General features: G+C 42.1%; 18 protein-coding genes and 1 tRNA gene. 10 read left to right on the top strand and 9 right to left on the bottom strand.

Going from position 1 to position 23,123, the window contains the following annotated elements; all coding sequences use genetic code 11:
• The first annotated feature begins 272 nt into the window (after positions 1-272).
• The 5 genes from IMPJCBKJ_RS17595 to IMPJCBKJ_RS17575 are packed head-to-tail and all read left to right on the top strand — an operon-like array spanning position 273 to position 6,901.
• Positions 273-1,103, top strand: coding sequence for a TnsA endonuclease N-terminal domain-containing protein (locus IMPJCBKJ_RS17595; protein WP_166341319.1), 831 nt, complete (start codon positions 273-275; stop codon positions 1,101-1,103).
• Complete coding sequence (locus IMPJCBKJ_RS17590; RefSeq protein WP_166341317.1) at positions 1,100-3,202, top strand: Mu transposase C-terminal domain-containing protein; 2,103 nt, start codon at positions 1,100-1,102, stop codon at positions 3,200-3,202. Before IMPJCBKJ_RS17595 ends, IMPJCBKJ_RS17590 begins: the two co-directional genes overlap by 4 nt.
• Positions 3,195-4,769 (top strand): TniB family NTP-binding protein, encoded by a 1,575-nt coding sequence (locus IMPJCBKJ_RS17585; RefSeq protein ID WP_166341315.1) that lies wholly within the window; start codon positions 3,195-3,197, stop codon positions 4,767-4,769. Before IMPJCBKJ_RS17590 ends, IMPJCBKJ_RS17585 begins: the two co-directional genes overlap by 8 nt.
• A 22-nt stretch (positions 4,770-4,791) precedes the next feature.
• Entirely contained in the window at positions 4,792-6,294 is a 1,503-nt protein-coding gene (locus IMPJCBKJ_RS17580) for a TnsD family Tn7-like transposition protein (protein WP_166341313.1), read from the top strand.
• A 13-nt stretch (positions 6,295-6,307) separates the two neighbouring features.
• Positions 6,308-6,901, top strand: a complete 594-nt coding sequence (locus tag IMPJCBKJ_RS17575) for a hypothetical protein (RefSeq protein ID WP_166341311.1) — start codon at positions 6,308-6,310, stop codon at positions 6,899-6,901.
• Positions 6,902-7,022: 121 nt separating this feature from the next.
• Here IMPJCBKJ_RS17575 and IMPJCBKJ_RS17570 read toward each other — a convergent pair whose 3' ends face one another.
• A complete protein-coding gene (locus IMPJCBKJ_RS17570) occupies positions 7,023-7,247 on the bottom strand; it encodes a hypothetical protein (RefSeq protein WP_166341309.1) in 225 nt (74 codons plus the stop codon).
• A gap of 571 nt (positions 7,248-7,818) precedes the next feature.
• On the opposite strand from IMPJCBKJ_RS17570, the gene IMPJCBKJ_RS17565 reads away from it, so the two are divergent.
• A complete protein-coding gene (locus IMPJCBKJ_RS17565; protein WP_166341369.1) occupies positions 7,819-8,937 on the top strand; it encodes an alpha/beta hydrolase-fold protein in 1,119 nt (372 codons plus the stop codon).
• A gap of 19 nt (positions 8,938-8,956) precedes the next feature.
• On the opposite strand, the gene IMPJCBKJ_RS17560 is transcribed toward IMPJCBKJ_RS17565, so the two are convergent.
• Positions 8,957-9,175: a hypothetical protein gene (locus IMPJCBKJ_RS17560; protein WP_166341307.1), complete on the bottom strand. Its 219-nt coding sequence runs from the start codon at positions 9,173-9,175 to the stop codon at positions 8,957-8,959.
• Positions 9,176-9,545: 370 nt separating this feature from the next.
• Between IMPJCBKJ_RS17560 and IMPJCBKJ_RS17555 the strand changes: the two genes are divergently transcribed.
• The 3 genes from IMPJCBKJ_RS17555 (at position 9,546) to IMPJCBKJ_RS17545 (ending at position 11,920) form a co-directional block, all read left to right on the top strand.
• Positions 9,546-10,697 (top strand): RNA ligase RtcB family protein, encoded by a 1,152-nt coding sequence (locus IMPJCBKJ_RS17555; protein ID WP_166341305.1) that lies wholly within the window; start codon positions 9,546-9,548, stop codon positions 10,695-10,697.
• Positions 10,694-11,332: a peptide chain release factor H gene (gene prfH, locus IMPJCBKJ_RS17550; protein ID WP_166341303.1), complete on the top strand. Its 639-nt coding sequence runs from the start codon at positions 10,694-10,696 to the stop codon at positions 11,330-11,332. Before IMPJCBKJ_RS17555 ends, prfH begins: the two co-directional genes overlap by 4 nt.
• 267 nt (positions 11,333-11,599) lie before the next feature.
• The gene (locus IMPJCBKJ_RS17545; RefSeq protein ID WP_206004302.1) at positions 11,600-11,920 is read left to right on the top strand and encodes a phosphotyrosine protein phosphatase; all 321 of its coding nucleotides are present in this window, start codon (positions 11,600-11,602) and stop codon (positions 11,918-11,920) included.
• Positions 11,921-11,940: 20 nt separating this feature from the next.
• On the opposite strand, the gene IMPJCBKJ_RS17540 is transcribed toward IMPJCBKJ_RS17545, so the two are convergent.
• The 6 genes from IMPJCBKJ_RS17540 to IMPJCBKJ_RS17515 form a co-directional block, all read right to left on the bottom strand.
• On the bottom strand, positions 11,941-12,756 hold the full coding sequence (locus IMPJCBKJ_RS17540; protein WP_166341301.1) for a nucleotidyltransferase domain-containing protein: 816 nt from the start codon (positions 12,754-12,756) through the stop codon (positions 11,941-11,943).
• The gene (locus IMPJCBKJ_RS17535) at positions 12,753-14,009 is read right to left on the bottom strand and encodes a multifunctional CCA addition/repair protein (protein ID WP_166341299.1); all 1,257 of its coding nucleotides are present in this window, start codon (positions 14,007-14,009) and stop codon (positions 12,753-12,755) included. Before IMPJCBKJ_RS17535 ends, IMPJCBKJ_RS17540 begins: the two co-directional genes overlap by 4 nt.
• 15 nt (positions 14,010-14,024) lie before the next feature.
• The gene (gene rtcA / locus IMPJCBKJ_RS17530) at positions 14,025-15,053 is read right to left on the bottom strand and encodes an RNA 3'-terminal phosphate cyclase (protein WP_166341297.1); all 1,029 of its coding nucleotides are present in this window, start codon (positions 15,051-15,053) and stop codon (positions 14,025-14,027) included.
• 2 nt (positions 15,054-15,055) lie between these two features.
• Positions 15,056-16,282 (bottom strand): RtcB family protein, encoded by a 1,227-nt coding sequence (locus IMPJCBKJ_RS17525; RefSeq protein ID WP_166341295.1) that lies wholly within the window; start codon positions 16,280-16,282, stop codon positions 15,056-15,058.
• 28 nt (positions 16,283-16,310) lie between these two features.
• Entirely contained in the window at positions 16,311-17,465 is a 1,155-nt protein-coding gene (locus IMPJCBKJ_RS17520; protein ID WP_166341293.1) for a slipin family protein, read from the bottom strand.
• Positions 17,466-17,698: 233 nt separating this feature from the next.
• A tRNA-Ser gene (locus tag IMPJCBKJ_RS17515) sits at positions 17,699-17,769 on the bottom strand.
• A 250-nt stretch (positions 17,770-18,019) separates the two neighbouring features.
• Here IMPJCBKJ_RS17515 and rtcR point away from each other — a divergent pair.
• Positions 18,020-19,612: an RNA repair transcriptional activator RtcR gene (gene rtcR / locus IMPJCBKJ_RS17510; protein WP_206004300.1), complete on the top strand. Its 1,593-nt coding sequence runs from the start codon at positions 18,020-18,022 to the stop codon at positions 19,610-19,612.
• A 259-nt stretch (positions 19,613-19,871) separates the two neighbouring features.
• Here the strand turns inward: rtcR and IMPJCBKJ_RS17505 are convergent, their stop codons facing one another.
• On the bottom strand, positions 19,872-23,087 hold the full coding sequence (locus IMPJCBKJ_RS17505; protein WP_166341291.1) for a S41 family peptidase: 3,216 nt from the start codon (positions 23,085-23,087) through the stop codon (positions 19,872-19,874).
• Positions 23,088-23,123 lie beyond the last annotated feature (36 nt).

Below are 23,123 nucleotides of genomic sequence, written 5' to 3'. Positions count from 1 at the left end.
GCGGTTATTATATGATCGTGAATATGTAAACTCTTGGCATCTCAACAACATAAATGTTGTTATTTCATAATGAATTGAAATTTTTTTAATCGTCTAACATGCTGAGTTTTTAATAAAAAAAGTATTATTTTGTTTTGATTCAATAATTTAACGACTTTTCATCGATCCATTTAGATCCTTGTTTTGCTATAATTTGATCAAGTACAAACTGCTAATGACTCACGGATTGAGTCTGGTTTTACAGTTTCCGTTTCAATTTGGAGGTAAAGCGGATGGCGAACTATGTTCAAAATACAAGGAAGTACCAAAAATGGATTAAAGAAGGTCGTGGGCAAGGCCGTAATGAAGATTACAAGCCATGGTTGAATGTGCGTGAAGTGCCATCACACGGCTTATCTGTGCGTATGCCCAGCTTAAAAGCGGGGCGTGTTCTAGAACTCTTTTCAAATAATGAATTTTTTCCTGCTCTTATGGGTGAACATCATCCTTGCGTAACTGATATGCGCGAGCAATTTCCATTAGATCCAGAGCAAACACGCGCTATTGCCAATCAAAAAAATTTTCCACATCCGTTATCGCAAGATGGTGATATGGTGATGACCAGTGATTTACTCGTTGACTTTGCTGGTTGGCATGTCCCTCGTATCGTTATTCAGGCAAAGCCATTCGAGAAGGCCAAGCAGCATGAAGCCACTAGGCGAAAATTAATTATCGAGAAAGCGTATTGGGATTCGAAAAACGTCCCGTTTTATATTTTCCATGACCAAATGTTTCCAAGAGATGTGAGAAAGAATCTAAACTGGATGTTGACTCCACTCTGGCGGACAACTCCTCATGAAAGGCTCTTAACCCTTGCGAATTACTACGCAGAAGCGTTTAAGCGCTACCCAAATGATTTACTTGGACATATAGCAACTCGCTTGAACAGCCAACTAGCTGAAAACGATCCTCACTATAGTGCCCCAGCCACATGTTTCACGGAAATTCGAGAGCTCATTGCTAAACAGTATCTGCGCTTTGATTTACGTAAGGAACTTGCTTACTTGCGTGGCAATGACATTTTTCTAGATGCTCGTATTCTTGATCTCAAGGTTGCAGCATGATTTTACGAAAAAATACAGTGTATCAAGTCGAAGGTGCTCGCCAGCGGGTAGTATCCGTTCTTTCTGCCCGTCTAGTGCTATTTAATATTGATGACCCTGAAAAGTCGTTGCCTTACTTGTATTGTAAAGACACTTTTATTGATTTGTTGAACGAAGAGATTATCACCCAAGTTGATGATCCGTTTGCTCAACTCGCATTAAAACCTGTAGAACCTGGAAGTAAGGCCGAAATAAAACGGGATGGGAGATTTAAGGTTATTCGAGCACTCGTTCAGCACGACTGTTTTTATGACTCTGATATCAGAGGAAAATTAGTTGCAGAAGCTAAGGAGGAGTTTGGTCGAGGTGAAAAGTTTATCTACAAGTGGTTTCGACGTTATTTTGAGCGAGGCTGTGTTAAGAACGCCTTATTAGGCGACTACGAAGCTTGCGGTGTTGCAGAGCGAAGATACAAAGACAAGACTGGCCGCCCTGGCAAAGGGATTCGACATTCTAAAGCAATCATTCAAGATGAAGTAGAGGAAATCGTTAGGTCTGTTATCAAGGCTCATTATTTAGATAATTCGAAGACAATTCCTCAGGTATACAAGCATTTACGGACTATACTGTTTGACCCACCTCATTGTTTTCCTGGCAGCCGTATCCCCAGTGAGGCGCAGTTTCGTAATTACATTAGAAAGCATAATTCTGATACGAATTCACAGCTCAGCCGACTTCCTAAAAAAGTCCAGAATAATGATGCGCAGCCAATCACATCAACAGCCATAGCAAATGTGAATGGGCCAGGCTCTCGATATGAATTTGATGCAACCATCGTTGATATTTATTTGACTTCTGATTATGACCCTTCGCGTGTTTTGGGTCGTCCTACGCTGTACTTGGTTGTATGCACCTATTCTCGCATGATCGCTGGCTATTACATCGGCTTTGAAGCACCTAGTTATCATGCTGCTATGCAGGCGCTCATATCGGCGATGAGTGATAGCAAAATTAAGCGAGCCCATGAGTTAGGTTTAGATTGGGTAACAGCTAGTATCTGGCCAACGATCGGGCTTTGTGAGGCGATTGCTGCCGATCGGGGGGAATTGATGGCTGATCAAACGGAATATTTACAAAAACAGCATGGAATGTCGCTTGAAACTCCCGGCCCTTACAAAGCGGTTTTCAGATCTATTGGTGAGCGGCGTTTTGGCATTGTACAGGGAGGTTTTAAAGACCAAGTTGATGGGGTTGTAATTGGTAGCAACGTTAAAAAACGAGGTGATCCTGATTACGTTGACAACGCTAACATGAGTTTGGATGCCTTTGAACGTATTCTAATCGCCCTTATTGTTCATCATAATCAGTTTGAAAATTTAAAGCGCACAGATTTACCTGCGACATATCCTGATGAGGTTCCACTTAAACCGTTGAATATTTGGCAATGGGGCCAAGAAAACTGTACTGGGTATATGCAGCAAATTGATGAAGTTGCTCTGAAGGTGGCTTTGCTACCTAAAAAAGAAGCTACTCTATCCAATTATGGTTTGAATATTTATGGCCTTTTTTATCGTTGTAGAACATTCGAAGAATTAGGTTGGTTCCACCGTAAGGGGATCGGGGCCAGCAAGCGCCCCAATAAGCTCACTGTCGCTTACGACCCGCGCTGTATGGATCGAATCTATATCGTCATTTCTGAGCATAACGACAAGCCTTTAGTCGCTGAATTATCAAGGCAGTCTGAATCTTGGAGAGGGCAGTCGTTGCATGAGATAAAACTTCGTAAGTCTGTTCGCTCCAAAACCGATGAAGATACTAAGGAGGCCGAGGATGAATCGCTTAGCAAGCTTCAGCGCCTGTTTGATGAAACGAATAAAACGCAACGAAATGCTAAGAAAAGCTCAGCCCCTATCGGTATGTCAAAAACCGAGCGTAAACGTGGTATTGAGGATAACCGGGATGAAGCATTGCGTGCTGAACGGGCTAAGAATCCATGGATAACGCCATTAGACGAACAAGGAGGTACTTACACCGAACCATACGCACATTCAGAGTCAACGGATGACTTTGAAGATCCTGATATTTTGGAACAACTTCAGCAAAGGAGCTGCTATGAATGAAATCTTTCACAATACTGAGCAAGGTAATCTGTTTGGTAATACACCGGTAGAGCTACCAAGCCCTTATATTGATATTGAAACTAACCCACTTATCCAAGAGCTTCCCACACTTACAGTGGAAGAGATATTGGATTCTTTGAAGTCTCGTATCCGCCGCCTCCCTGATACTGAGTCTTTGGCCCGTATGGACTTGCAAAATCGAGAGCATTTCATTCGCTTGATTTTAGCCGACTTCTATCATCCTACAACTCAATTCGTTGAGTTAACGCGTCGTCTGATGGATATGATTGCTAGGGGTTATTGCACAAAGTCAATGAAATACTTTTCTGGTCACGAAGGCAGCCTTAGAAACTCAATTACAAACTTATTGGTACTATCTCATCCCCAAAATGGTGTTACATGCACGTTAGAAAGGGCTCTGAATGCAATCCCACAAAGGATTGACCACATAGAACACCAGAGTACTCAGGTTTGTTACATTAGGCTTGACGCGACATCATGTTATTCGCCCCAGAACTTATACCAAGCATTAATTCGTCAATTTGCGACAGTGCTTCAAAGCCAACAACTGGAGAAGTCTTTGATCTTGCTAGGAGAGAGAAAGCTCAAAGATCATGTAAGAGCTCTTATGAAAGTTAATCTCTTGGGGATGCTGGTCATTGATGGAATTAACTGCATAGATAAACGCCAGTTTATTAACAAGGTGATGCCGGCAATCACTGAGCTTTTAAATGATTGCAAGATTCCGTTGGTACTTGCTGGTAGAGCATCGGCTCTTGAGCACCTTCAATCAAGCAATGACCAGATTGGTCACAGTGTTAATTTCGACGTGTATTCGTGGAACCCTTTAAAGCTAGAGTGGAATGAGCAGCGCCAACTGAAGGCCACGTCGCTTGAGAATTGGCATAACTTTACAAGAGCTCTTTGGAAGGCCCAGCTTCTTAGCGACAAAGAATCATTTTCAGAAGAGAAAAGTCTGAAGTTACTTGACCTAAGTGGGGGGCTTATGGGGCTTGCCTCCCGCATATTCACTGAAACACTTGTGACTGCGATGTATGCAAAAAGGGATGAAACAACACTGAAAATGTTTGATGTGGTTGCTGATAAATTGGTTAAGCACCTAAAACCCCTGACGACAGCAATTCACAGTAACGACATAGAGTTGATGTCCAGATATGACGACTTAATGATGCCTGGCATGGAAGAGTTGCTGATTGGGGTTCGTAAAACGAAAGCAAGGAAGCGCAATTTATCTTATTTCAGTGAACCGAGGGCTGATCATAAAGCGTTACTATTTAACATGCTAACTCAAAGCTCTATCGGTAAGAATTTGGCTCGCAAAGCAGTGTTAGCAATTTTCCTTGAGCACCCTGATATGGTGGTTTCGGATATGGTAACTGCTGCTAAAGAGTGGATTTTTAGCATGGTCAGCAAACCAGCCAAAAATACCGGGCGAAACGCAAATCGGCGTAAAGAGTTGACTCAAGAAGAGAACGAAGAGTTAGATGAATTGCTTCAATCCACATGGTGTATGGATATGATGCGCGAACAACAGTTCTTAGAGTAACTTATTATGGCAGAGGGTTAATATGTTAAACATTCCTTATCCTCTGCCTGACGAATTAGTCTGTAGCGTTATTGCTCGTGCACAGCGACGTTTAGGGATTCACGGGCCCAAGTTCGCTAATGAATATTTACTGAAGAATCGTAATATTATTGCCACCCCAGACCTTCCATCCCAGCTAGGGCTGTTCTCGAATCAATTAGAATACCAGCCTATAACCCCAACTGATTTGGCATATCGGCATACCTTGCTACCACTTTATGCGCCATTTATTGAAGAAGATAGACGATTAAAGTGCTTAACGTGGATGGAACGAAAATGTGATGGCAATGTTCATTTCACTGTTGGATGCGCCGCATCCAGATTAAATAAACCCGAGTTCCTGCGTTATTGTCCTTATTGTGCAAAAGAACAAATTGATGAGCATGGAGAAGCATATTGGCTTCGTATCCATCAGATACCAAGCATCCATGTTTGTATTAAACATCATAGCCCGTTATCGAACGTTAAGACGCGAGTTCAAAAGATACACAGGCATGCGTTTCAAACGCTAAGAGCTCAAGATGAATTAAGTCTTAGCGAGGCGAACTGTGTCCACATTGAGGAACAAACACGAATAGAGAGACATGTTTCGGTGCTTCTTAACTTAGCACCAACGACGAGTCCATCAATTAATCAATGGTCCAACTTTTATCAAAATGTTTTACATGAAAAAGGTTATGGCAAAGGGCAATACATTTGCTTTGATGAAGTTATGGAGCAGGTGCTATCAAAGTGGTCGGTAAACTGGCTGAAAAAGGAGCGTCTGTGGCCCTTAGACAAGCAATCGAGCTGGTTACATTCAATTGTCCGTAAGCACAGAAAGTCATTTTCATTTCTTGAGCACATTGTACTGCTTGATGCCATTTATGAGGGGGCTTGGTCGATAGTATCACTTTTGAAGCAAGTGTCTTCGACTGAGGAGATATCAAATAGTACACATATCTACATGAGTCCTTTGGATGATTCAGTCGTTCATATTAACAAATCTAAATGGTTAAACCTGGTCAAACGTTATGGTACCAAATTGGCCAGAATAAACGGTGGCGGCGCTATCTACACTTGGCTGTATCGATATCATAATAAATGGTTACTTAAGACTAATAGCCATTATCAACGGCCAATTCAGTATAAAAATAACAGAGTCGACTGGCAGGCAAGGGATTGGCGTATCGTTCGTGCAATGTATCGGATTCTTTATGATTCAGAGTCAGACTTAGATTGTCCTAGACGCTCAGCCTTGTGGTTTATTCACCAACTAGAACACTCGGCCACAGTCCAGAAAAAGCTAGCTAAATTACCATTAACTGCCGCATTTCTAGAGCGATATGCCGAAGACACTGCGGATTACCAAATTCGTCGGCTAACTCGAACTCTATCGAAATATAGCTCACAAATGCCCCCAGTTTGGAGACTTTTTCGCGAGTCAGGTTTAAGTGAAGAGCGGATTACTGCTCAAGCAAGAGAGTTTATTGAATGTGTTTTGTAATGAGGTGTTTAACGTGGATGTATACGAAGTTGAATTAAGATTCAGTGTTGGCGAACCGGCACTATCAATGGATGAAATTGACGACAAGCTATATGAAAGCGGATTCGGTGACGCCTTGGTTGGCCATGGTGATAAAGGTCGAGTGAGCATTGCATTAAGCCGTCAGGCTGCTAGCGAAAAAGAATTAATCGGTAATACGCGAGTATTAATAGAGAAAATCTTTCCCCAAGCGACTTGGCTTACGATGAGTAATGGAGTGGATTATGGCAATAAACAAAAACGCTTAGATATTGATGCCTTGATAGAGGACAAGGCAATTTTTGATGCTAAAACGAGTAGCGGATTTGTCGATGTTCCAGAAAACAAGACTGCTTTACATCCAGCGCGTTATTTTGAGGGATTGTATTTATCTAAAGCTACGGCAAATGGACTTGGTATCTGGGATATTATTAATAGCCTAGATATCACCGAGGAGTATTTTTATGATTTTCTGAATGAGAAAGCGCGAATTGATATGGCCTTGGCTAAGAAGCTTGAGGTTGTGACAGGAATGTCATTCGAGTTCTGGTTACGTACTCAAGGCAATTTCGATAATTCACATAAATAAGCTGCTTGACGTTTAGTTGGAGCATCTTTCTGTACTTAGGTAATCATATCTTACAGTTATCAACTGATTTAAGACTGGAAAGAGTGAAAAGCGGAAGTAAGCAATAGTGACATGTACGAGCTCACTCAAAATTTTCAGGGTTTAGTTGTACGACTCGTGTCAACGAACCATGTGCTTCTATTTGTTCGTCGGTTAACGTTTGATCTTCATACTTTTTAAGTTGAATTGATTGTTTATTTTCCGCTAATGTACAAAGTAAAATATCACCAATTTGTAGTTTAATACCACCTGATAACTCTTCTTCAGGCAGTGGAATAGCTCCATTTTTACCAACAGTCACGATCATAATATCAATCCAAATTGCTTACAGAATCTTATTGTAGCCAAGGAAACTAAAACATCCACAATGATAAACAACAAACAATGCTGAATACTAGCGTTACTGAATTGAAGCGGCGAAAGGGTTTAAAGAACTAAATTGTACTAAAGAAATGAAAACTTATAGTTGCAAATACAACTAGCAAAACACCCCTTTAAACTTTAAATAGCACCCTATAGACAACCACTACTCATCTGGTGATGATTGACGTAATTTCGCCTTCTCGAGCAGTTCAAAGTGTTATTGTTCACTTTCCTTCTTTGTTTACTATAGGGATTAACCCTGGTGACTAAACGCGAGATCCTACTTTCCAACTTTGTTTGAATATACGCAAAAAACTGATACTGATTTTTAAAGAAAAGTGATCAGCGCTCACTTTCCAAATTAGTTAACAGATGACATTAAGGCGCAATATGCGCCTTTTTTTGTACCTGCAATTCTGTTAGCTTAAAAAATTACCAATATTTCTTAAGGATAAGTCGTGCGACTATTTAAGTTACTCTGTATTAGTGGTTTTTTACTCTGTACTAGTCATGTAATGGCTCAACCAGCTGCAGATGATGCGGTTACACATTACAGCCAGCATACGCATACTATCGAATCAAGTAATCTTACTGAGCAACGCACTGTCGTTGTGCAATTACCTAAAAGCTATCAAACACATCCAAACAAAAAGTATCCCGTTATTTATCGTTTGGATGGGGCTGGTAATTTACCATTGATTAATGCTGTGCTAGAGCGCTTACAAGAAAATGATCAAGCGCCAGAGGTGATTGTAGTTGCGATTGAAAGCACTAATCGACTTAGAGATTTTTATCCGACAGTGAACAAAGAACCACAAGGGCCTGTTGGCGAAGGCGGTGGTGCAGCAAAGTTTTTAGCTTTTGTAGAGCAAGAACTGATGCCTTTGGTTAATAATCAGTATCGTACTCATGATTATAGAGTTATTGCCGGAGCCTCAGCTGCGGGTGTATTTGCTCTTTATGCTATGCAGGCTGATCCTGAGTTATTTCAAGCGCACATTGCTTATAGCCCTGCGGTATGGTGGAACTATGGCGCCCCGGCTAAAAGTTTAAATACCTTTGTTACTAAAGCCAAAAGTATTAACAGCTATGTATATATGAATATCGGCGAAGAAGCCGGCATTATGCGCGAAAGATACAATAATATGCAGCAAACAGTGCAAAATAGTAAGGTGCAAAATTTGCGCTTTAAGAGCGATGCCTTTGCAGGCGTTTCACATAACCTAACCTCAGCCGCTGGGGCATTTAATGCGTACCATGGCTTATTTTTATCTAAACATATGCCTTTGAGTGCACTAGGCGATGATGTTTCATCAATTGATGCTTATTATCAACGTTTATCTCAGCAATGGGGTGAGCAAATAGCGCCACCAGACCGCGCTGTTCGGATGCTGGGTTACAGCTTAACGGATAACCAGCAATTTGAGCGGGCTATTGAGGTGTTTAAGTACAATATCAAAAACTACCCTAAATCAGCGTATGCACTGTCAGCTTTGTCATATGGCTATGAAATGCAAGGTAATGTTCGCCAAGCATTAGTTCAAATTGAGGCTGCAATCGCTGTTGCCGATGACTCTTATCCTTACCCAGATTACTTAAAAGAGACAAAAACGAGGTTACAAGGGCAGCTATAATTAAGCTGCCTTAAACAAATCAATGGTCTTGGTGATAATAGCTTAGGGTTTGTAGGGCAAGCGCAAATACATCTGCGCTGTTATCACCATTAACGTTTTTAACCACAGTCACCGTGACAGTAATGCCCGGCACAGTTTTCGCACTCACCGCAGATTGAAAGGCGGCATCAATCGCTTTTGGTAGTTCAGCTGCGCTGCTAACATGAGCTGTATCCTTTTTGAGTAACCTTGCAGTCACTCTTGTTATTATTTTTAAGGCATTTTTGATTGCTCAAATTTTCTCTAGATGACAACCCATAGGCGCTTAATTGCACATTTTTCACGTTGTGATGAACATTTAAACAGGGCGTAATTAACATCGATTGATTATTTTTTAGTTGCTTTCACTTTTTAAGGTGTTTACAATCGCCGCGATTTTAACCATTCACACACTGTAGAGGAGTAAACAATATGACTTATACAACTTGTTCCTTTGCAGGTCGTTTTCTTGCCTAGCTCGAAGCTATTTCTTTATTAGCTTTTCAAAGCTAAGCCTGATCAATTAATCAAAGACCTGCCAAATCATTTTTCGTTAGCATTTTTCTATTGCAGAGAAAGGAATTGGTATTATGGGCAAGTCCGTCCAAAAACTTACTGATAACACTAGCCTTATTGCGTCTAAAGAGTCGTGGATTGAAGGGCTAGCAATACAACAATTAATTAAAACTTCTGAATTACCTGGTATGCATGCTGTAGCGGGTATGCCCGATTTACACCCAGGTCGAGGTTACCCCATTGGGGCTGCCTTTTTTACAGAAGGTAGAATTTACCCCGCTTTAGTGGGGAATGATATTGGCTGCGGTATGTCGCTTTGGCAAACCAATACTAAGTTAGCCAAGTTAAATGTAGATAAGCTCGCAAAACGCTTAAGCGATGTTGAACAGCCGCTAGATGATAGTTGGCACACACTGATTAGCGAGCGAAAACATGAACTGGCTATCACACAAACTGGTTTTGATAGCGCCCTTGGCACCATAGGTGGTGGCAATCATTTCGCTGAATTTCAGGCGATTGAAGAGGTGTTTGATCAACAAGCGTTACTTGCTTTAGGCCTACAACCTAAACAATTGCAGCTATTGGTGCATTCTGGCTCTAGAGGGTTAGGGCAAGCTATTTTAGTTAAGCATATTGCAGAGCATAACCATGATGGCCTTGAGGTAGAAAGTGATGCCTTTACAGATTATATGGCTAAACATGACGAAGCACTGCGTTGGGCTCAGTTAAACCGAGAACTGATCACACGGCGTTTTTTACAAGCTATTCGCGCTGGTGGCGAACAGGTTTTAGATGTAAATCATAACCTTGTAAGTCAATCACAGATTGCAGGACAAGCAGGCTGGTTACATCGAAAAGGCGCTACACCTAGCGATCAAGGGGCTGTGATGATCCCGGGCTCTCGCGGTGATTACAGTTACTTAGTTAAGCCAACGGCTGAGCAAAACGTAAACTTGCGCTCCCTTGCACATGGCGCTGGTCGCAAATGGAAGCGTGGAGAATGCCAAGGCCGTTTGAGTCACAAGTTTAAAAAGGAAGATTTATATCGCACTGCGTTTGGTAGCAGGGTGATCTGTAATGATAAAACGCTGCTTTATGATGAAGCACCACAAGCTTACAAAGACTGCCAAACAGTTATTGATGACCTTGTTGATGCTGGGCTGGTTACTGTAATTGCCAAATTAAAGCCTGTGCTTACCTTTAAAACACAAGGAGCGTGCGGATGATCTTAGTGCAATTATCGTCAGGGGCGGGTCCTTTAGAATGCTGTAAAGCGGTGGCTATGGCTGTTAAGCGCCTTGAGTGTGATGCTAAAACATTAGCTATTAAGGTGAATCCTCTTGCTGTAGAGCAAGCTGAACTTTCAGGCTGCTACAAATCGGTATTGCTTGAATTAACCGATGCTGAGCCGCGAATTTTAAAACAGTTTGCTCAGCAATGGCATGGCTCGATGTTGTGGGTTTGTCAAAGCCCATTCAGAGCGAGGCATAAGCGTAAAAACTGGTACTTTGGCGGTCAACTATTTGAAATAGCAGAGCAAAAATTTGATAGCGAGATCCGCTTTCAGCAATGCCGCGCAAGTGGCGCGGGAGGCCAACATGTAAACACCACTGATTCGGCTGTTCGTGCTACCCATGTTGCGACAGGAATTGCTGTTCGCGTAGAGAGTGAACGAAGTCAGCATGCGAATAAGCGTTTAGCCCGAGTTTTGCTAATGCAAAAACTGGCAGAGCAAGCTCAGCAGGCTGCAAGCCAGCAGCAAAAGTCGCGGTGGCAACAACACAATGAGCTGCAACGGGGTAACCCCATTCGTACGTTTAAGGGCCCTGAATTTAGCCAGACTCACAAAGGAAAAGGTTAGCAAACAACATGGAAAACTGTTGATACCCAAACCGCCTCAAGATGCGAGTTTCAGTTGGAATTAAAAGCGATTTAGGCAAGGCATTGATTGCAAGTAATAGTGGTTCTATTGTTAAGATCAATAACGCAGTATAAATCGCTTTTAAACCAACCCTTTGGGCGCTTCACAGCCACTTACTCTCATCGTTGTTACTTCTTAAAAGGGACTGCCATTCTTGCAAAGTAACGCCTTGATGTTAAGCGCCTGTGAAACGCTGAATTCTGTATTTTGAGGTGGCTTGGGTATCTATGTAGCCGTAACCAGTGGCGTAGCCCAACGGCAGAAAAGGTATTCAACCAATACAATGGCATTAAAGCCCGCTCTGCAGGCACAAGCCCACGAGCAAGGCACACGGTAACAACTGCTGATATTAATTGGGCAGATATAATTTTTGTGATGGAACATAAGCATAAACAACGTCTTAAAGCGCAGTTTAGCCGTTTATTGCAGCACAAGCCGGTTCATGTACTCGATATACCCGACGAGTACCAATATATGGATGAGGCACTCATTGAAACTTTAGTTGATGTTGTAAATCAATACTTGTAGAAAAACAGATACAGTGAGTTTTAGGACTCACTGTATCTTGCTAATGTTTCTTTAAATAACTGATTTAAAGCATCAAAATCGACGACTTTCTTCTTTACGTTAGCTGTGTAGTTTTCATGCCGTGTTAACTCTGCTTCGATAAACTCATTAATTACAGGCACAGCTGGCGCGTATTCTTTTTCTAAGCTTACCCGTTTTCGGGCGAGCAAATCTGAAATCGCAGCATCCAATGCAAGGTTCTCTTTGACAAGCTCCCTTAGTTTATCAAACTCAATCGGAGCTGGTTCATCGTATTTTTCGAGCCACATAATCGCCAGTAGTGGCCGTAATACGTAAAAGTATTTTTTCAGCGGAACACGCTCTTTTTTTAGATACTCTCTAAAGTTACCTTTAGCCATATGCAAGTAATGATAAATGCCTTTATGAGATGACACTATCTGTGGCATTAGTCGCTTTGCATGTGCAGCAAAAAAGCCATCATCAACATACACTATGGGTGATTGTATCCACTCAATAAACGCGGGATTTGATTTGCTGAATAGCTTGAGTGCTTTACGAATATCCCAACCATTTATATCGATTTCATCGACGATTGGGTATTCAATTATATCTCTTTGCTCTTCAACATCAATTGCTACATACCAATCTTTAGCATGCGCATAAATAAAGCGTACATCATAATCACTGTTAGGACTTGCAAATCCCCATGCTCGGCTACCCGACTCAATAGCAAATAACACTTTAACGTTATGTTCTGCTTCTGCCGCTTTTATGCGTCGCATTATTTCAGCTCTTACACTGTCATCGATTGCTGAGTGTGCTGTTGTGTTATTCATTTTGTTTCCTTACTAATTTGCTCCGTGAAGTAATCACGTAGTTGCTTTATTTCTGCTTCGCGAACTGCTTTTCCGATGGCTATGCCGCTTTTACCTTGCTGTATTGCTTGTTGCACAAGTGCTTTTTTATTTAGTTTGTTTAGTTGTTTTACTAAATCCAGTGCAAGTGTTCGTTGCGCATAAGGCCGATGTATAAAACTTGGTCCCCGTCCTTGCGCATCACACTGACACGCATCCAAAAACTGCAAAAACCGCGCAGGCTTATTTTGCGCATTTAGCTTGTCGACAAGTAATTTATGTAATGTTTTTGGTGTTAGCTGTGCGATTTTGTGACAACGCGTATGATTGTCACTGGTTAATGCTGCCAGCTCATAAAATCGTTTAGGTACTTTTAAACGCTGACAAAACGCCTTGATAATTGCCACGCCGCGTTGTTCATGGCCATGTAAATTGCCGTTTAGCTCAAAGCTCGTCGCCTTGCCAAAATCATGCGTTAATGCGGCAAAGCGAGTTTCTGCATCAAAATTTAGCTGAGCCGCTCTTTGCAAAACTAACAGTGTATGAGTGTAAACATCGCCCTCTGGGTGGTGTTCTTTTGGTTGGGGAACACCACTCATTGCATCTATTTCTGGAAACACACCTAAACCATACAACGTCTTGAAGTAAAGCTCAGGGTGGGGCTCAGCAAGTGCTTTTTCGGTTTCTTTCCAAACCCGTTCTGGCGTTAAATAAGCTAATTCACCTTGTTGGTGTATTTGCATCATTAATGCCTTGGTTTCCGGATGTATACTAAAGCTTTCACCAAAACGAGCTAAAAATCGAGCCACTCTCAATACACGTAATGGATCTTCAGCAAATGCTGCTGATGTATGTCTAAGTACCTTGTTATTTAAATCTTGTTGGCCGTTAAATGGGTCTACAAGCTCGCCATCGGCACTCATCGCCATTGCATTAATAGTTAAGTCTCGTCGCGCAAGGTCATCTTCTAAAGTTACGCTGGTACTAGCATTCACCGTGAACCCTTTGTAGCCACGACCTTGCTTTCGTTCAGTGCGAGCTAAGGCATATTCTTGCTTGGTGGTTGGATGTAAAAATACTGGAAAATCTCTACCAACAGTTTCAAAGCCTAGGGCTAACATGGTTTCAGGTGTTTCACCCACAACAACAAAGTCTTGTTCAGCTGGCGCTCTGTTTAGCAATTTGTCGCGAACTGCACCGCCTACTAAATAAACATGTTTTAATGTGTTTTCCATTGCCGATCATCCTAATTAGGTATCAGTTAATGATACCTGCCAAAGGTTATCATCAAGCTGAGTAAACGTTATCTCTACATGCAAAAGCGTTTTTATAACCTCTGCATTGGTTAAGCTGTGCAAGCTTGGTTCATTGGTTTTGAACTCGCCTTTACCGGCTAAAGCTAATGGCAAGAGCAACTGATCTGCCAGATGTTCTTCTACTGCCGCTGCTGATTGGGTAAATTGTTTAACCTGCTTTACCGCTTTGAGAGCCACCTTTTGTGCTGCAACGCCATGTTGACCAATAACTTCAAAAATACTGTTATGAGTGTCTGATGTTATATGTAGCTGCAAGCTGTTTCCTGCTCCAATACTTTCTACACGAGTTATCGTGGTTTCAGCGCTTGTCCAATCAAGATATTGTTTTACTGTGCTAATTTCACGCTTCGCAACATGTCCCGGTAACTTGTTAACAAGTACTTTAATTGACTTTATGGCATCCTTAGTTGGCGGTGCAAAATGCGCAAAGGGCTTTAATGTTTTACACGGGTAAATGGTTAACTGCCATTTGCCACCACCGGCAGGGTAAAAGCCATACTTGGTAACTGTAAGCTCGCAATGTACCCCCATTTTTGCTAAAGCTGGCAAATAACAGTGCTCAAAAAAGCACAGTGAAGGTGACATGCCATTATGTGTGCCACCCTCAAAGGTTATGGTAGAGGGCTGCTTTGCTGTCGCTAATGCCAGTAATACAGTTTGGCATACAAGCGTTGTACTGCCTGCTGTGCCAATCGCAAAGTGATAATCCCCCGCTTTTATTTGTTTAGGTGCAAAGCGAATATGGTTTGAGCCCAGTTCAACTCCTGCTGTTTCGGCATCACACACTTGTTGTGCTGCTAACACACAGGTTAGGTGCTGGCGTAACAGGCCTGGCTTTTTTCGCTTGGCCCGAATATTAACAACTTCAATGGCTTGCTTGGTTAACATGGATAAGGTGAGGGCGGTGCGAAGTACTTGCCCTCCGCCTTCACCTTGTGCTCCATCTATTATTAAATAGTTCATTATCATCCTTTTACGCAGACTATTTGCTTTAGTGTATGTACAACCTCAACCAAGTCTTGCTGTGCTGCCATAACCTTTTCAATATCCTTGTACGCATGCGGGATTTCATCAATCACCGCGGCATCTTTACGGCATTCTACCCCTTGGGTTGCCGCTATTTGATCTTGAATATTAAAGACCTTTTTAGCTTTTGTACGTGACATGACTCGGCCAGCTCCATGACTACAGCTATTAAAGCTATCTGGGTTTCCTAAGCCGCGAACAATAAAAGAGCGCGCTCCCATACTTCCGGGAATGATCCCCATTTCACCTTTTTGTGCACGTACCGCTCCTTTGCGTGTTACAAAACAATCTTTGCCAAAATGATGCTCACGCGAGATATAGTTATGATGACAGTTAACAGCAAGCTCCGCGGTTTCAAAAGCGATAGGTATTTGCTTTTTAAGCGCTTTGATTGCGTTAAACATCATGATCTCTCTGTTTTTAGCTGCAAAATCTTGCGCCCATTCTACAGCCTCAACATAGTCATCAAAGTATTCGCTTCCTTCTTTCAGATACGCAAGATCCATATCAGGTAAGTTGATTTGATGACGCTCCATCTCTTTTTTAGCCAACTCGATAAAGTAAGTGCCTATGCGGTTACCAACTCCTCGGCTACCTGAGTGCAGCATGATCCAAACTGCATTATTTTCATCTAGGCAAAGCTCTAAAAAATGATTGCCTGTGCCCATCGTACCTAGGTGATTTACATGATTACTATTTTTAATTGCAGGGTGCTTAACGCAGATTTTTTCAAACCGCTTCTCAAGCTTTTGCCACTCACCAGCAACAACATCAGGAATATTATGCCAAGCACCTCGGTCGCGAGCCCCTCTACCACGGCCCGTTCGACCATGTGGTACCGCAGCTTCAAACGCATGACGAATTGCCGCCAGATTATCGGGCAGTTGCGAAGCCGTTAACGTTGTTTTAGTTGCAACCATGCCGCAACCAATATCAACGCCTACCGCTGCGGGGATCACCGCATCTACAGAGGGAATGACGCTACCTATTGTGGCGCCTTTGCCCATGTGAACATCTGGCATGACCGCGATATGAGAATGAACTAGCGACATTTGCGCAATATTATTTAATTGAGCAATAGCTGCATCTTCAAACGGTACGCCTTTTGTCCATGCCTTTATAGGTACCTGTCCTTGTTGTTCGATTGTGTTGTAGTTATTACACATAATTTGATTCCTTACTCGTCCTAGCCTGTTAGGCTATTTTTACGACCCCGTTCATTAGCCCTTCAAGGCCGCCATAAACGGTTAAGTTATTTATTTTTTCTGCGACTTTCTCTAATGCCTCTAACTCTTTAAGGCGCATTAGCGTCGGGTTGTTCTCAATTACTTTCGCGGTGTTGTGTAAGCTGCGTGTTGCTGATGTTTCTTCACGTCGCTTTATTACATTTGCCTCAGCTGCTTTTTGCGCTTCGACTACTTGATTTAAAATGGCTTTCATCTCGCCCGGTAAAATAATGTCTTTTACACCAACGCCAGATAGAGCAATACCAATCTCCTTAAGTTGTTCAATCACCAGCTCTTTCACTGTTTCATTGATATACAACTTATCTAATAAGATATCATCGAGCGTTTTTGTACCAACCGCTTCTCTGAGTGCTAGTTGTAGAGTTTTGTAGATGAATTCATCCAATTTATCTACGCTCTTAGCTGCAAGCTCAGCATCCATCAGCTTGATATTGGCAGTTAAATTAATGCGCAGGCTAACTCGGTCTTTGCTGAGAATTTCTTGCCCAGATACTTCTACGCTTTGTGTTCTACAGTCATAACATTTCACTTCAATATCATGGTTAAATTGCCAATATGCATGAATACCAGGCTGCAACTTCCCAATAAAATGGCCGTTAATGTAAAGTAAGCCTACATGCTCTTTCGCGACTTTAAACTCGGCGATCGGTTTGATTGCGACTGTTTTTTCGCTTCTAATTAAGCGAGTTGCGCTATTTGCACCAGCTCGATTAACTAAATTTAATAATTGCTCAGGCACCGCTTGAGTGCTGTTGAGAGTAATTCGTTCAAGTTTTATAGCCCCTGCATCTTGCCAAATATATAAGTGCTCACCAGGAGCGACGACCCCTTGTAGTAAATCATCAACGTACAACATACCTAGCTCGTTGTTCTCAAGTTTCCAATGACTTATATGCTGTTGCAAGATTGGGTTATTACGGTACAAACGTTCAGTATTTCGCTCTGAGAAATACAGCGAGTTAATATCAAAGGTGACAAACTCAAGCTGATTCTGAAAATCCCAATAACGGTGCTTTCCTGGCATTAACACGTCTGTTAGTTGCTGGTCTTTAAAAACGAGCACTCTTTGGTTCTCTGCTACTAATTGTGTTTTTCTTAACATGTTCTATTTCCTTATTGATTGTTAGCAAGTGTGTATTTGTTAACTGAAAAAGGCTTTGGGCGTCGCAATAACAGGGAGCATCCGGCTTGCTGTTATCGTTCATGCTTAAGCGTTTATCAGTCAGCGCAAACAACGACTTACTAACATTTAAAGTTACGATTTTGACTAAGGCGGGATTTGAACCCGCAACATCCAAATTGGTTTTGGTGCTCTACCTGTTTGAGCTACTTATAGTATTAAGATGGGAATCGAACCCATGACCGACGAAATCATTTCGCTGCTCTACCTCTGAGCTACATTAATAGTTTTGTGATTAGGCATACGTGTTCACAGTGTGTAACGCACCAGGGTGATATTTGAATCACTCCTAATTAATCACATTTCTCTATTCCAAGAGCTGTGCCACAACTAAAAAAGAGTGTTTTTTAGTTTGTAAGATGCTGATTTTTATGTTTTTTATTCTGTTTTTGTAGTTTGTGTTGGGTGATGAGGTACTTGACGATAGTGTTATTTGGTATTTAAATGGATACGGTTTCTATCTATAAGGATATATTTTGAAAAGTACGATTGTGGTGAGTATTCTCGGAACTCAATTAGACTATGTGGGTAAGCGCGTAGACCGTTGGGCAAGATGGCGACCCAATGTCAGCTTATGTAGTCAAGAAGAGTTCATCGTTAATAAGCTGTATATGATGCATGATACTCATAGCTCGCGTTTAGCGAATAATGTTGCAGTAGATATTGAGTCGATTTCCCCAGAAACCACGGTATGCCTTGAAAATATTAACTTTATAGACCCTTGGGATTTTGAAGAGGTTTACGCCAAGCTCTATGATTGGTGTCATCAACAGCGTTTTGATACTGATCAGCACGATTACTTTTTTCATATCACGACTGGCACCCATGTTGTGCAGATATGTATTTTCTTATTAACCGAGAGTGGTCATTTTCCTGGGCGTTTAATTCAAACATCACCCGATAAGCATAATCAAAATAAAGCGACAGGTAAGATTCAAATTATTGATTTGGACTTATCTAAGTATGATCAACTTGCCACTCGTTTTGATAAAGAGCATTTAGAAGGTAATGCATTTTTAAAAGGCGGTATTCAAACTAAAAACAGTGCATTCAATAAGTTGATTGCGCAGATTGAAGTTGTGGCAATTCGTTCAGATGATCCTATGCTTCTGACGGGCCCTACGGGAGCTGGTAAAAGCCAGTTGGCAACGCGAATTTATAAACTGAAAAAGAAGCGCGCCATTTTAAAAGGTGAGCTTGTGTCGGTTAACTGCGCCACGTTACGTGGTGAAAATGCCATGGCTGCTTTGTTTGGCCACACAAAAGGAGCTTTTACAGGTGCTCAAAAAGAGCGAAGCGGTTACTTACTCACTGCAAATAATGGTGTGCTGTTTTTAGATGAAATTGGCGAGCTTGGTTTAGAAGAGCAAGCAATGCTGTTACACGCCATTGAAAATAAGACCTTTCATCCAGTTGGCAGTGATCAAACTGTTGCGAGTGATTTTCAACTCATAGCTGGCACTAACAAAGATTTAAAAGCCGAAGTTGAAAAAGGACTGTTTCGTGAAGATTTATTAGCACGTATCAATTTGTGGAGCTATCAGTTACCGGCATTAAAAGACAGAAAAGAAGATATACCTGCCAATATTGACTATGAAATGGGTTTATTTGAGCAAAAAACTGGGCAGCGAATTCAATTCAATAAAGAAGCAAAGCAGCTCTTTGAGCAGTTTGCTATGTCGAAGCAAGCGGTATGGCGTGGAAACTTTCGTGATTTAAGCTCTGCTATTACTCGTTTATGTACTTTGGCGAGCTCTTCGCGTATCACTGTGACGGATGTCAGTGACGAAATCGCACGGTTACAAGACTCATGGCAATCTAATGTGCAACCTAAAGCGTCTAATCGCCTTGCTCACTATTTGTCAGAAGAGCAAATAGCGAATTTAGATCAGTTTGATATTGCTCAGTTAAATTATGTACTTAGTATTTGTGAGCAGCATTCAAGCATGGCTTCAGCTGGGCGTGAGTTATTTGATGTGAGTCGTACCAAAAAAGCACAAGCCAATGACTCTACTCGATTACAAAAATACTTACGTAAATTCAATTTAGCATGGTCTGACTTAGCTTAAATTATACCAATCAGCAATAATACTTAATCATTTTGAGGGATTAAACCTGTCGCTACCTGCGTTAAAAATTTCTGATTTAGAACAACTAAATAACGAAATTTTTGCCTTGTTATCAACGAGGTTTTATTGCCTCAAAATAGACCACTTAATTAAGCTAATTGGTATTATTTGTATATACAAGTAAAAAGGTAGTTCTTTTAATTAAAAATAAACCCCGCATTGCTGCGGGGTTTTTTGCTTTTTAACAACCAGTTAAAAATTAAAAGTCAGTCGGTGCTGGTGGCACGCTGAGTGGCTTTTTCGGGTTGTCTTTTAGCTCTTTTAATAGCTCTTCTACGGCACGTTCAATCGATGGATCTTTACCTTGGTAGATTAACTCTGGGCGGTCAACAACCTTGATATCTGGGGTGACACCTTCGTTTTCGATGATCCAGTTGCCATCGTTATCTAAAATGCGGAATGTTGCCGCGATAACTTGGCCGCCATCGACAAGGCTTGGGTTACCCGAAATACCAATTAATCCACCCCAAGTGCGGGTACCAATGAGCTTACCTAACCCTGCTTGACGGAAGTAGTAAGGAATAGCATCACCGCCTGAACTTGAGTAACCATTGATCAGCATGGCTTTTGGACCATCATGAGCAAATTGTGGTGTTTTCGTAGGCTCAACACCGCGGCGCTTCCAATAGTTAAGTGGTTTACGAGCAAGCCAAGTGATCATGTGCTCAGGAATAAAGCCGCCGCCATTGTATCGGTCATCAATAATCATGGCGTCTTTGGTAGTTTGCGGCATGTAGTTTTTGAACATGGCGCGGTTACCTTCGTAGGCTGTATTTGGTAAGTGAACATAACCAATTCGGCCATTTGATAGCTTATCAACGTAGGCTGCACGAGAGTTAACCCAGTCTAAATAACGCAAACCTTGCTCGCTGGCGACAGGCTTAACGGTAACTTGCCATGCACCTTTGCTGCGCGGCTTACTGTTAAGGACTAGCTCAACTTGCTCACCTTGAGTGTTCTCTAGTAATTCGTAGAAGTTAGCGACGTCTTTTACTGAGCGGCCATTTACGGCAATGATGTAGTCGCCGTTATGTGCTTTTACCCCTGTTGTGCCAAGCGGTGAGCGGAAGTCTTCATGCCAGTTTTCACCTTGGAAGATTTGCTCAATTTTTACGTATCCAGATGGATCGCTGGCAAGTTTTGCACCCAATAAGCCGTGCTTTTTACGCTCTGCTTTTGGCATATCGCCCGACTGCACATAAATGTGGCCTGAGTTAATTTCACCTGCGATTTCACTGAGAATGTAATCTAGGTCACTACGGTGTGAGATTGCATCAGCCATAGGTTGATACTTAGCTAAAATTGCATCCCAATCTTGGCCGTGATGGTTTTCGTCGTAGAACCAATCACGTAATGTACGCCAGCCTTCAACATACATTTGCTGCCATTCAATTTGTGGCTCAATTTTTAAGGTCATGTTACTAAGATCAAGCTTATTCGCTGCTAGGTCTTGTTTTGCTTTAGGCTCAATTAAGCTGTAATCGTTACCCGCATGTACTAACAGGTGTTCACCGTTGCTCGAAATAGTATAACTATGAACCCCTTTAGCCACGGTTTCAAGCTCGCTGTCGTGAGCTGTGCCTATCAATTGTAGGCCACCATTAGCCAGTGTTAGCACGCCACCTTTTACTGCCGTTAAACCACGATAATCTCCAGCTGGCGCATTTAAAGCGGTTACACGCTGCATAAAGTCACTGCTTTGCAGGGTATTTTTCGCTTTCTTGTCGTCATCTTTTTGTTTATCGCTGACGATCGCTGTTTCATCACTTTGTAATGCGATAAGTGGTTTGATGCTGTCATTTACGGCTGCGGCATAAATACGCGTTGCACGATTAAACATGTAGTCAAACTCGTAGCTGCTAAAGGCTAAGTTAAAGTCGCGCTCAGAACTAAAATACAGGTATTGACCATCAGGAGAGAAAGTTGGGTTTTGCTCATTGGTCATTTCATCCGTTAAGCGAGTCACTTTCTTTTTATCAACATTGTAGTGCCACAGTGAGGCATAGCGGTTTTCATTGTTTTTCACATACACAATGTCTTCGCTATTTGGCGACCAAGTATATTGGCGAATGCCTTCTTCATCGTAGATGCTGGTATCAATTTTGTGTTGTTTTCCTGACTTTGCATCTATCCACCAGAGTGTGTGGTTTTTATCTGCAAATAACAGTTTTGAGCTATCTGGTGACCAAATAGGTGTAAAACGCCAAATAGTGCCGTTGCTGGTTAGCTGCTTGGTGGCATTATTTTTACTGCGGTCTTTTAAGTAAATTTCGTATTCGCCACTTTCATCGCTCATATAAGCAATATAACGGCCATTTGGCGACCAACTTGCGTCAATTTCGCGGCCTTTTGCTGTGTAAGAAAGGTTACGTGTTGGGCCTTGTTTAACCGGTACGCTAAATAGCTCACCGCGGGCAGTAAAGAGTGCACGCTTACCATCATGAGAAATCGACATTGAGTCGATAAAGTCACTCACATTTTTTGTGTACGGCATTGCGTATTGACGCACACCAGCAATGTTAATGCTCAGCTTGCTGCTTTTTTGAGTTTTTGGATCAAAGCGGTAAAGGTAACCACCGTTTTCATAAACAACGGCATTTGGGCCAGCTGATGGCCACAGTACGTCAAAGTCTTTATGGTTGGTCAGCTTCTTAGGCTCAGCGCCTTTTTGGTATTGATACAAGTTAAGGGTGTAATCACGGTCAGATACAAAGTAAATGTTGTCGCCAACCCAAGTTGGTTGCTGATCGGTAGCGCGGTTACTGGTTAGCTGCTCTGAGGTATTGTTTTTTAGATCGTAAACCCAGACATCTTGTGCACGACCGCCACGGGTGCGCTTCCAAGTACGAAATTCACGGTCAATTGGCGTGTAAACATATTTACTACCATCTGGCGAAAGCATGCCGCCACCGGTTTCTGGAATAGCCAGAGGTTGCTCAAGGCCACCGTCAGCAGGCACCATGTATGGACGACCCATACGTTTACCCCACGGTGTACGGTTAGCACGAAATACCACATTTTTGCCATCAGGTGTCCAATCGAGAACACGATAATCAAAACCGCCGCGTGGTGGCATTGGGCCAACATCGTTGTAGTAAGTCAGTTGTTTTAAGCCAGAACCATCGCTGTTAATGACATAAATTTGGCGGCTGCCATTGTACTCGGCTGCAAAGGCAATGCGTTTACCGTCAGGTGAAAACTTAGGGAAGGTTTCAAAGCCAATATGGTCAGTTAAGCGTTTGCTCTCGCCAGTTTGCGTATTAGCAATGTAAATATCGCCACCGTACACAAAGGTAACGTTTTGGTTATGAATATCTGGAAAGCGCAGTAAGCGCGTGTCTTTAGTTTCGTAAGCTGATGCCCAAGGTGCTAGTGTCGCAGCCATGGCCAGTGCCAACGTTGTTAGTTTTTTCATGGGATTACATCCTATTTTGGGAACTGTTACATCATA

Source organism: Pseudoalteromonas sp. MB47, from assembly GCF_011319765.1.
Taxonomy (GTDB): domain Bacteria; phylum Pseudomonadota; class Gammaproteobacteria; order Enterobacterales; family Alteromonadaceae; genus Pseudoalteromonas; species Pseudoalteromonas simplex.
Note: the sequence above shows the minus strand (reverse complement) of the source record. Positions and strands in the feature narration are given on the sequence as shown.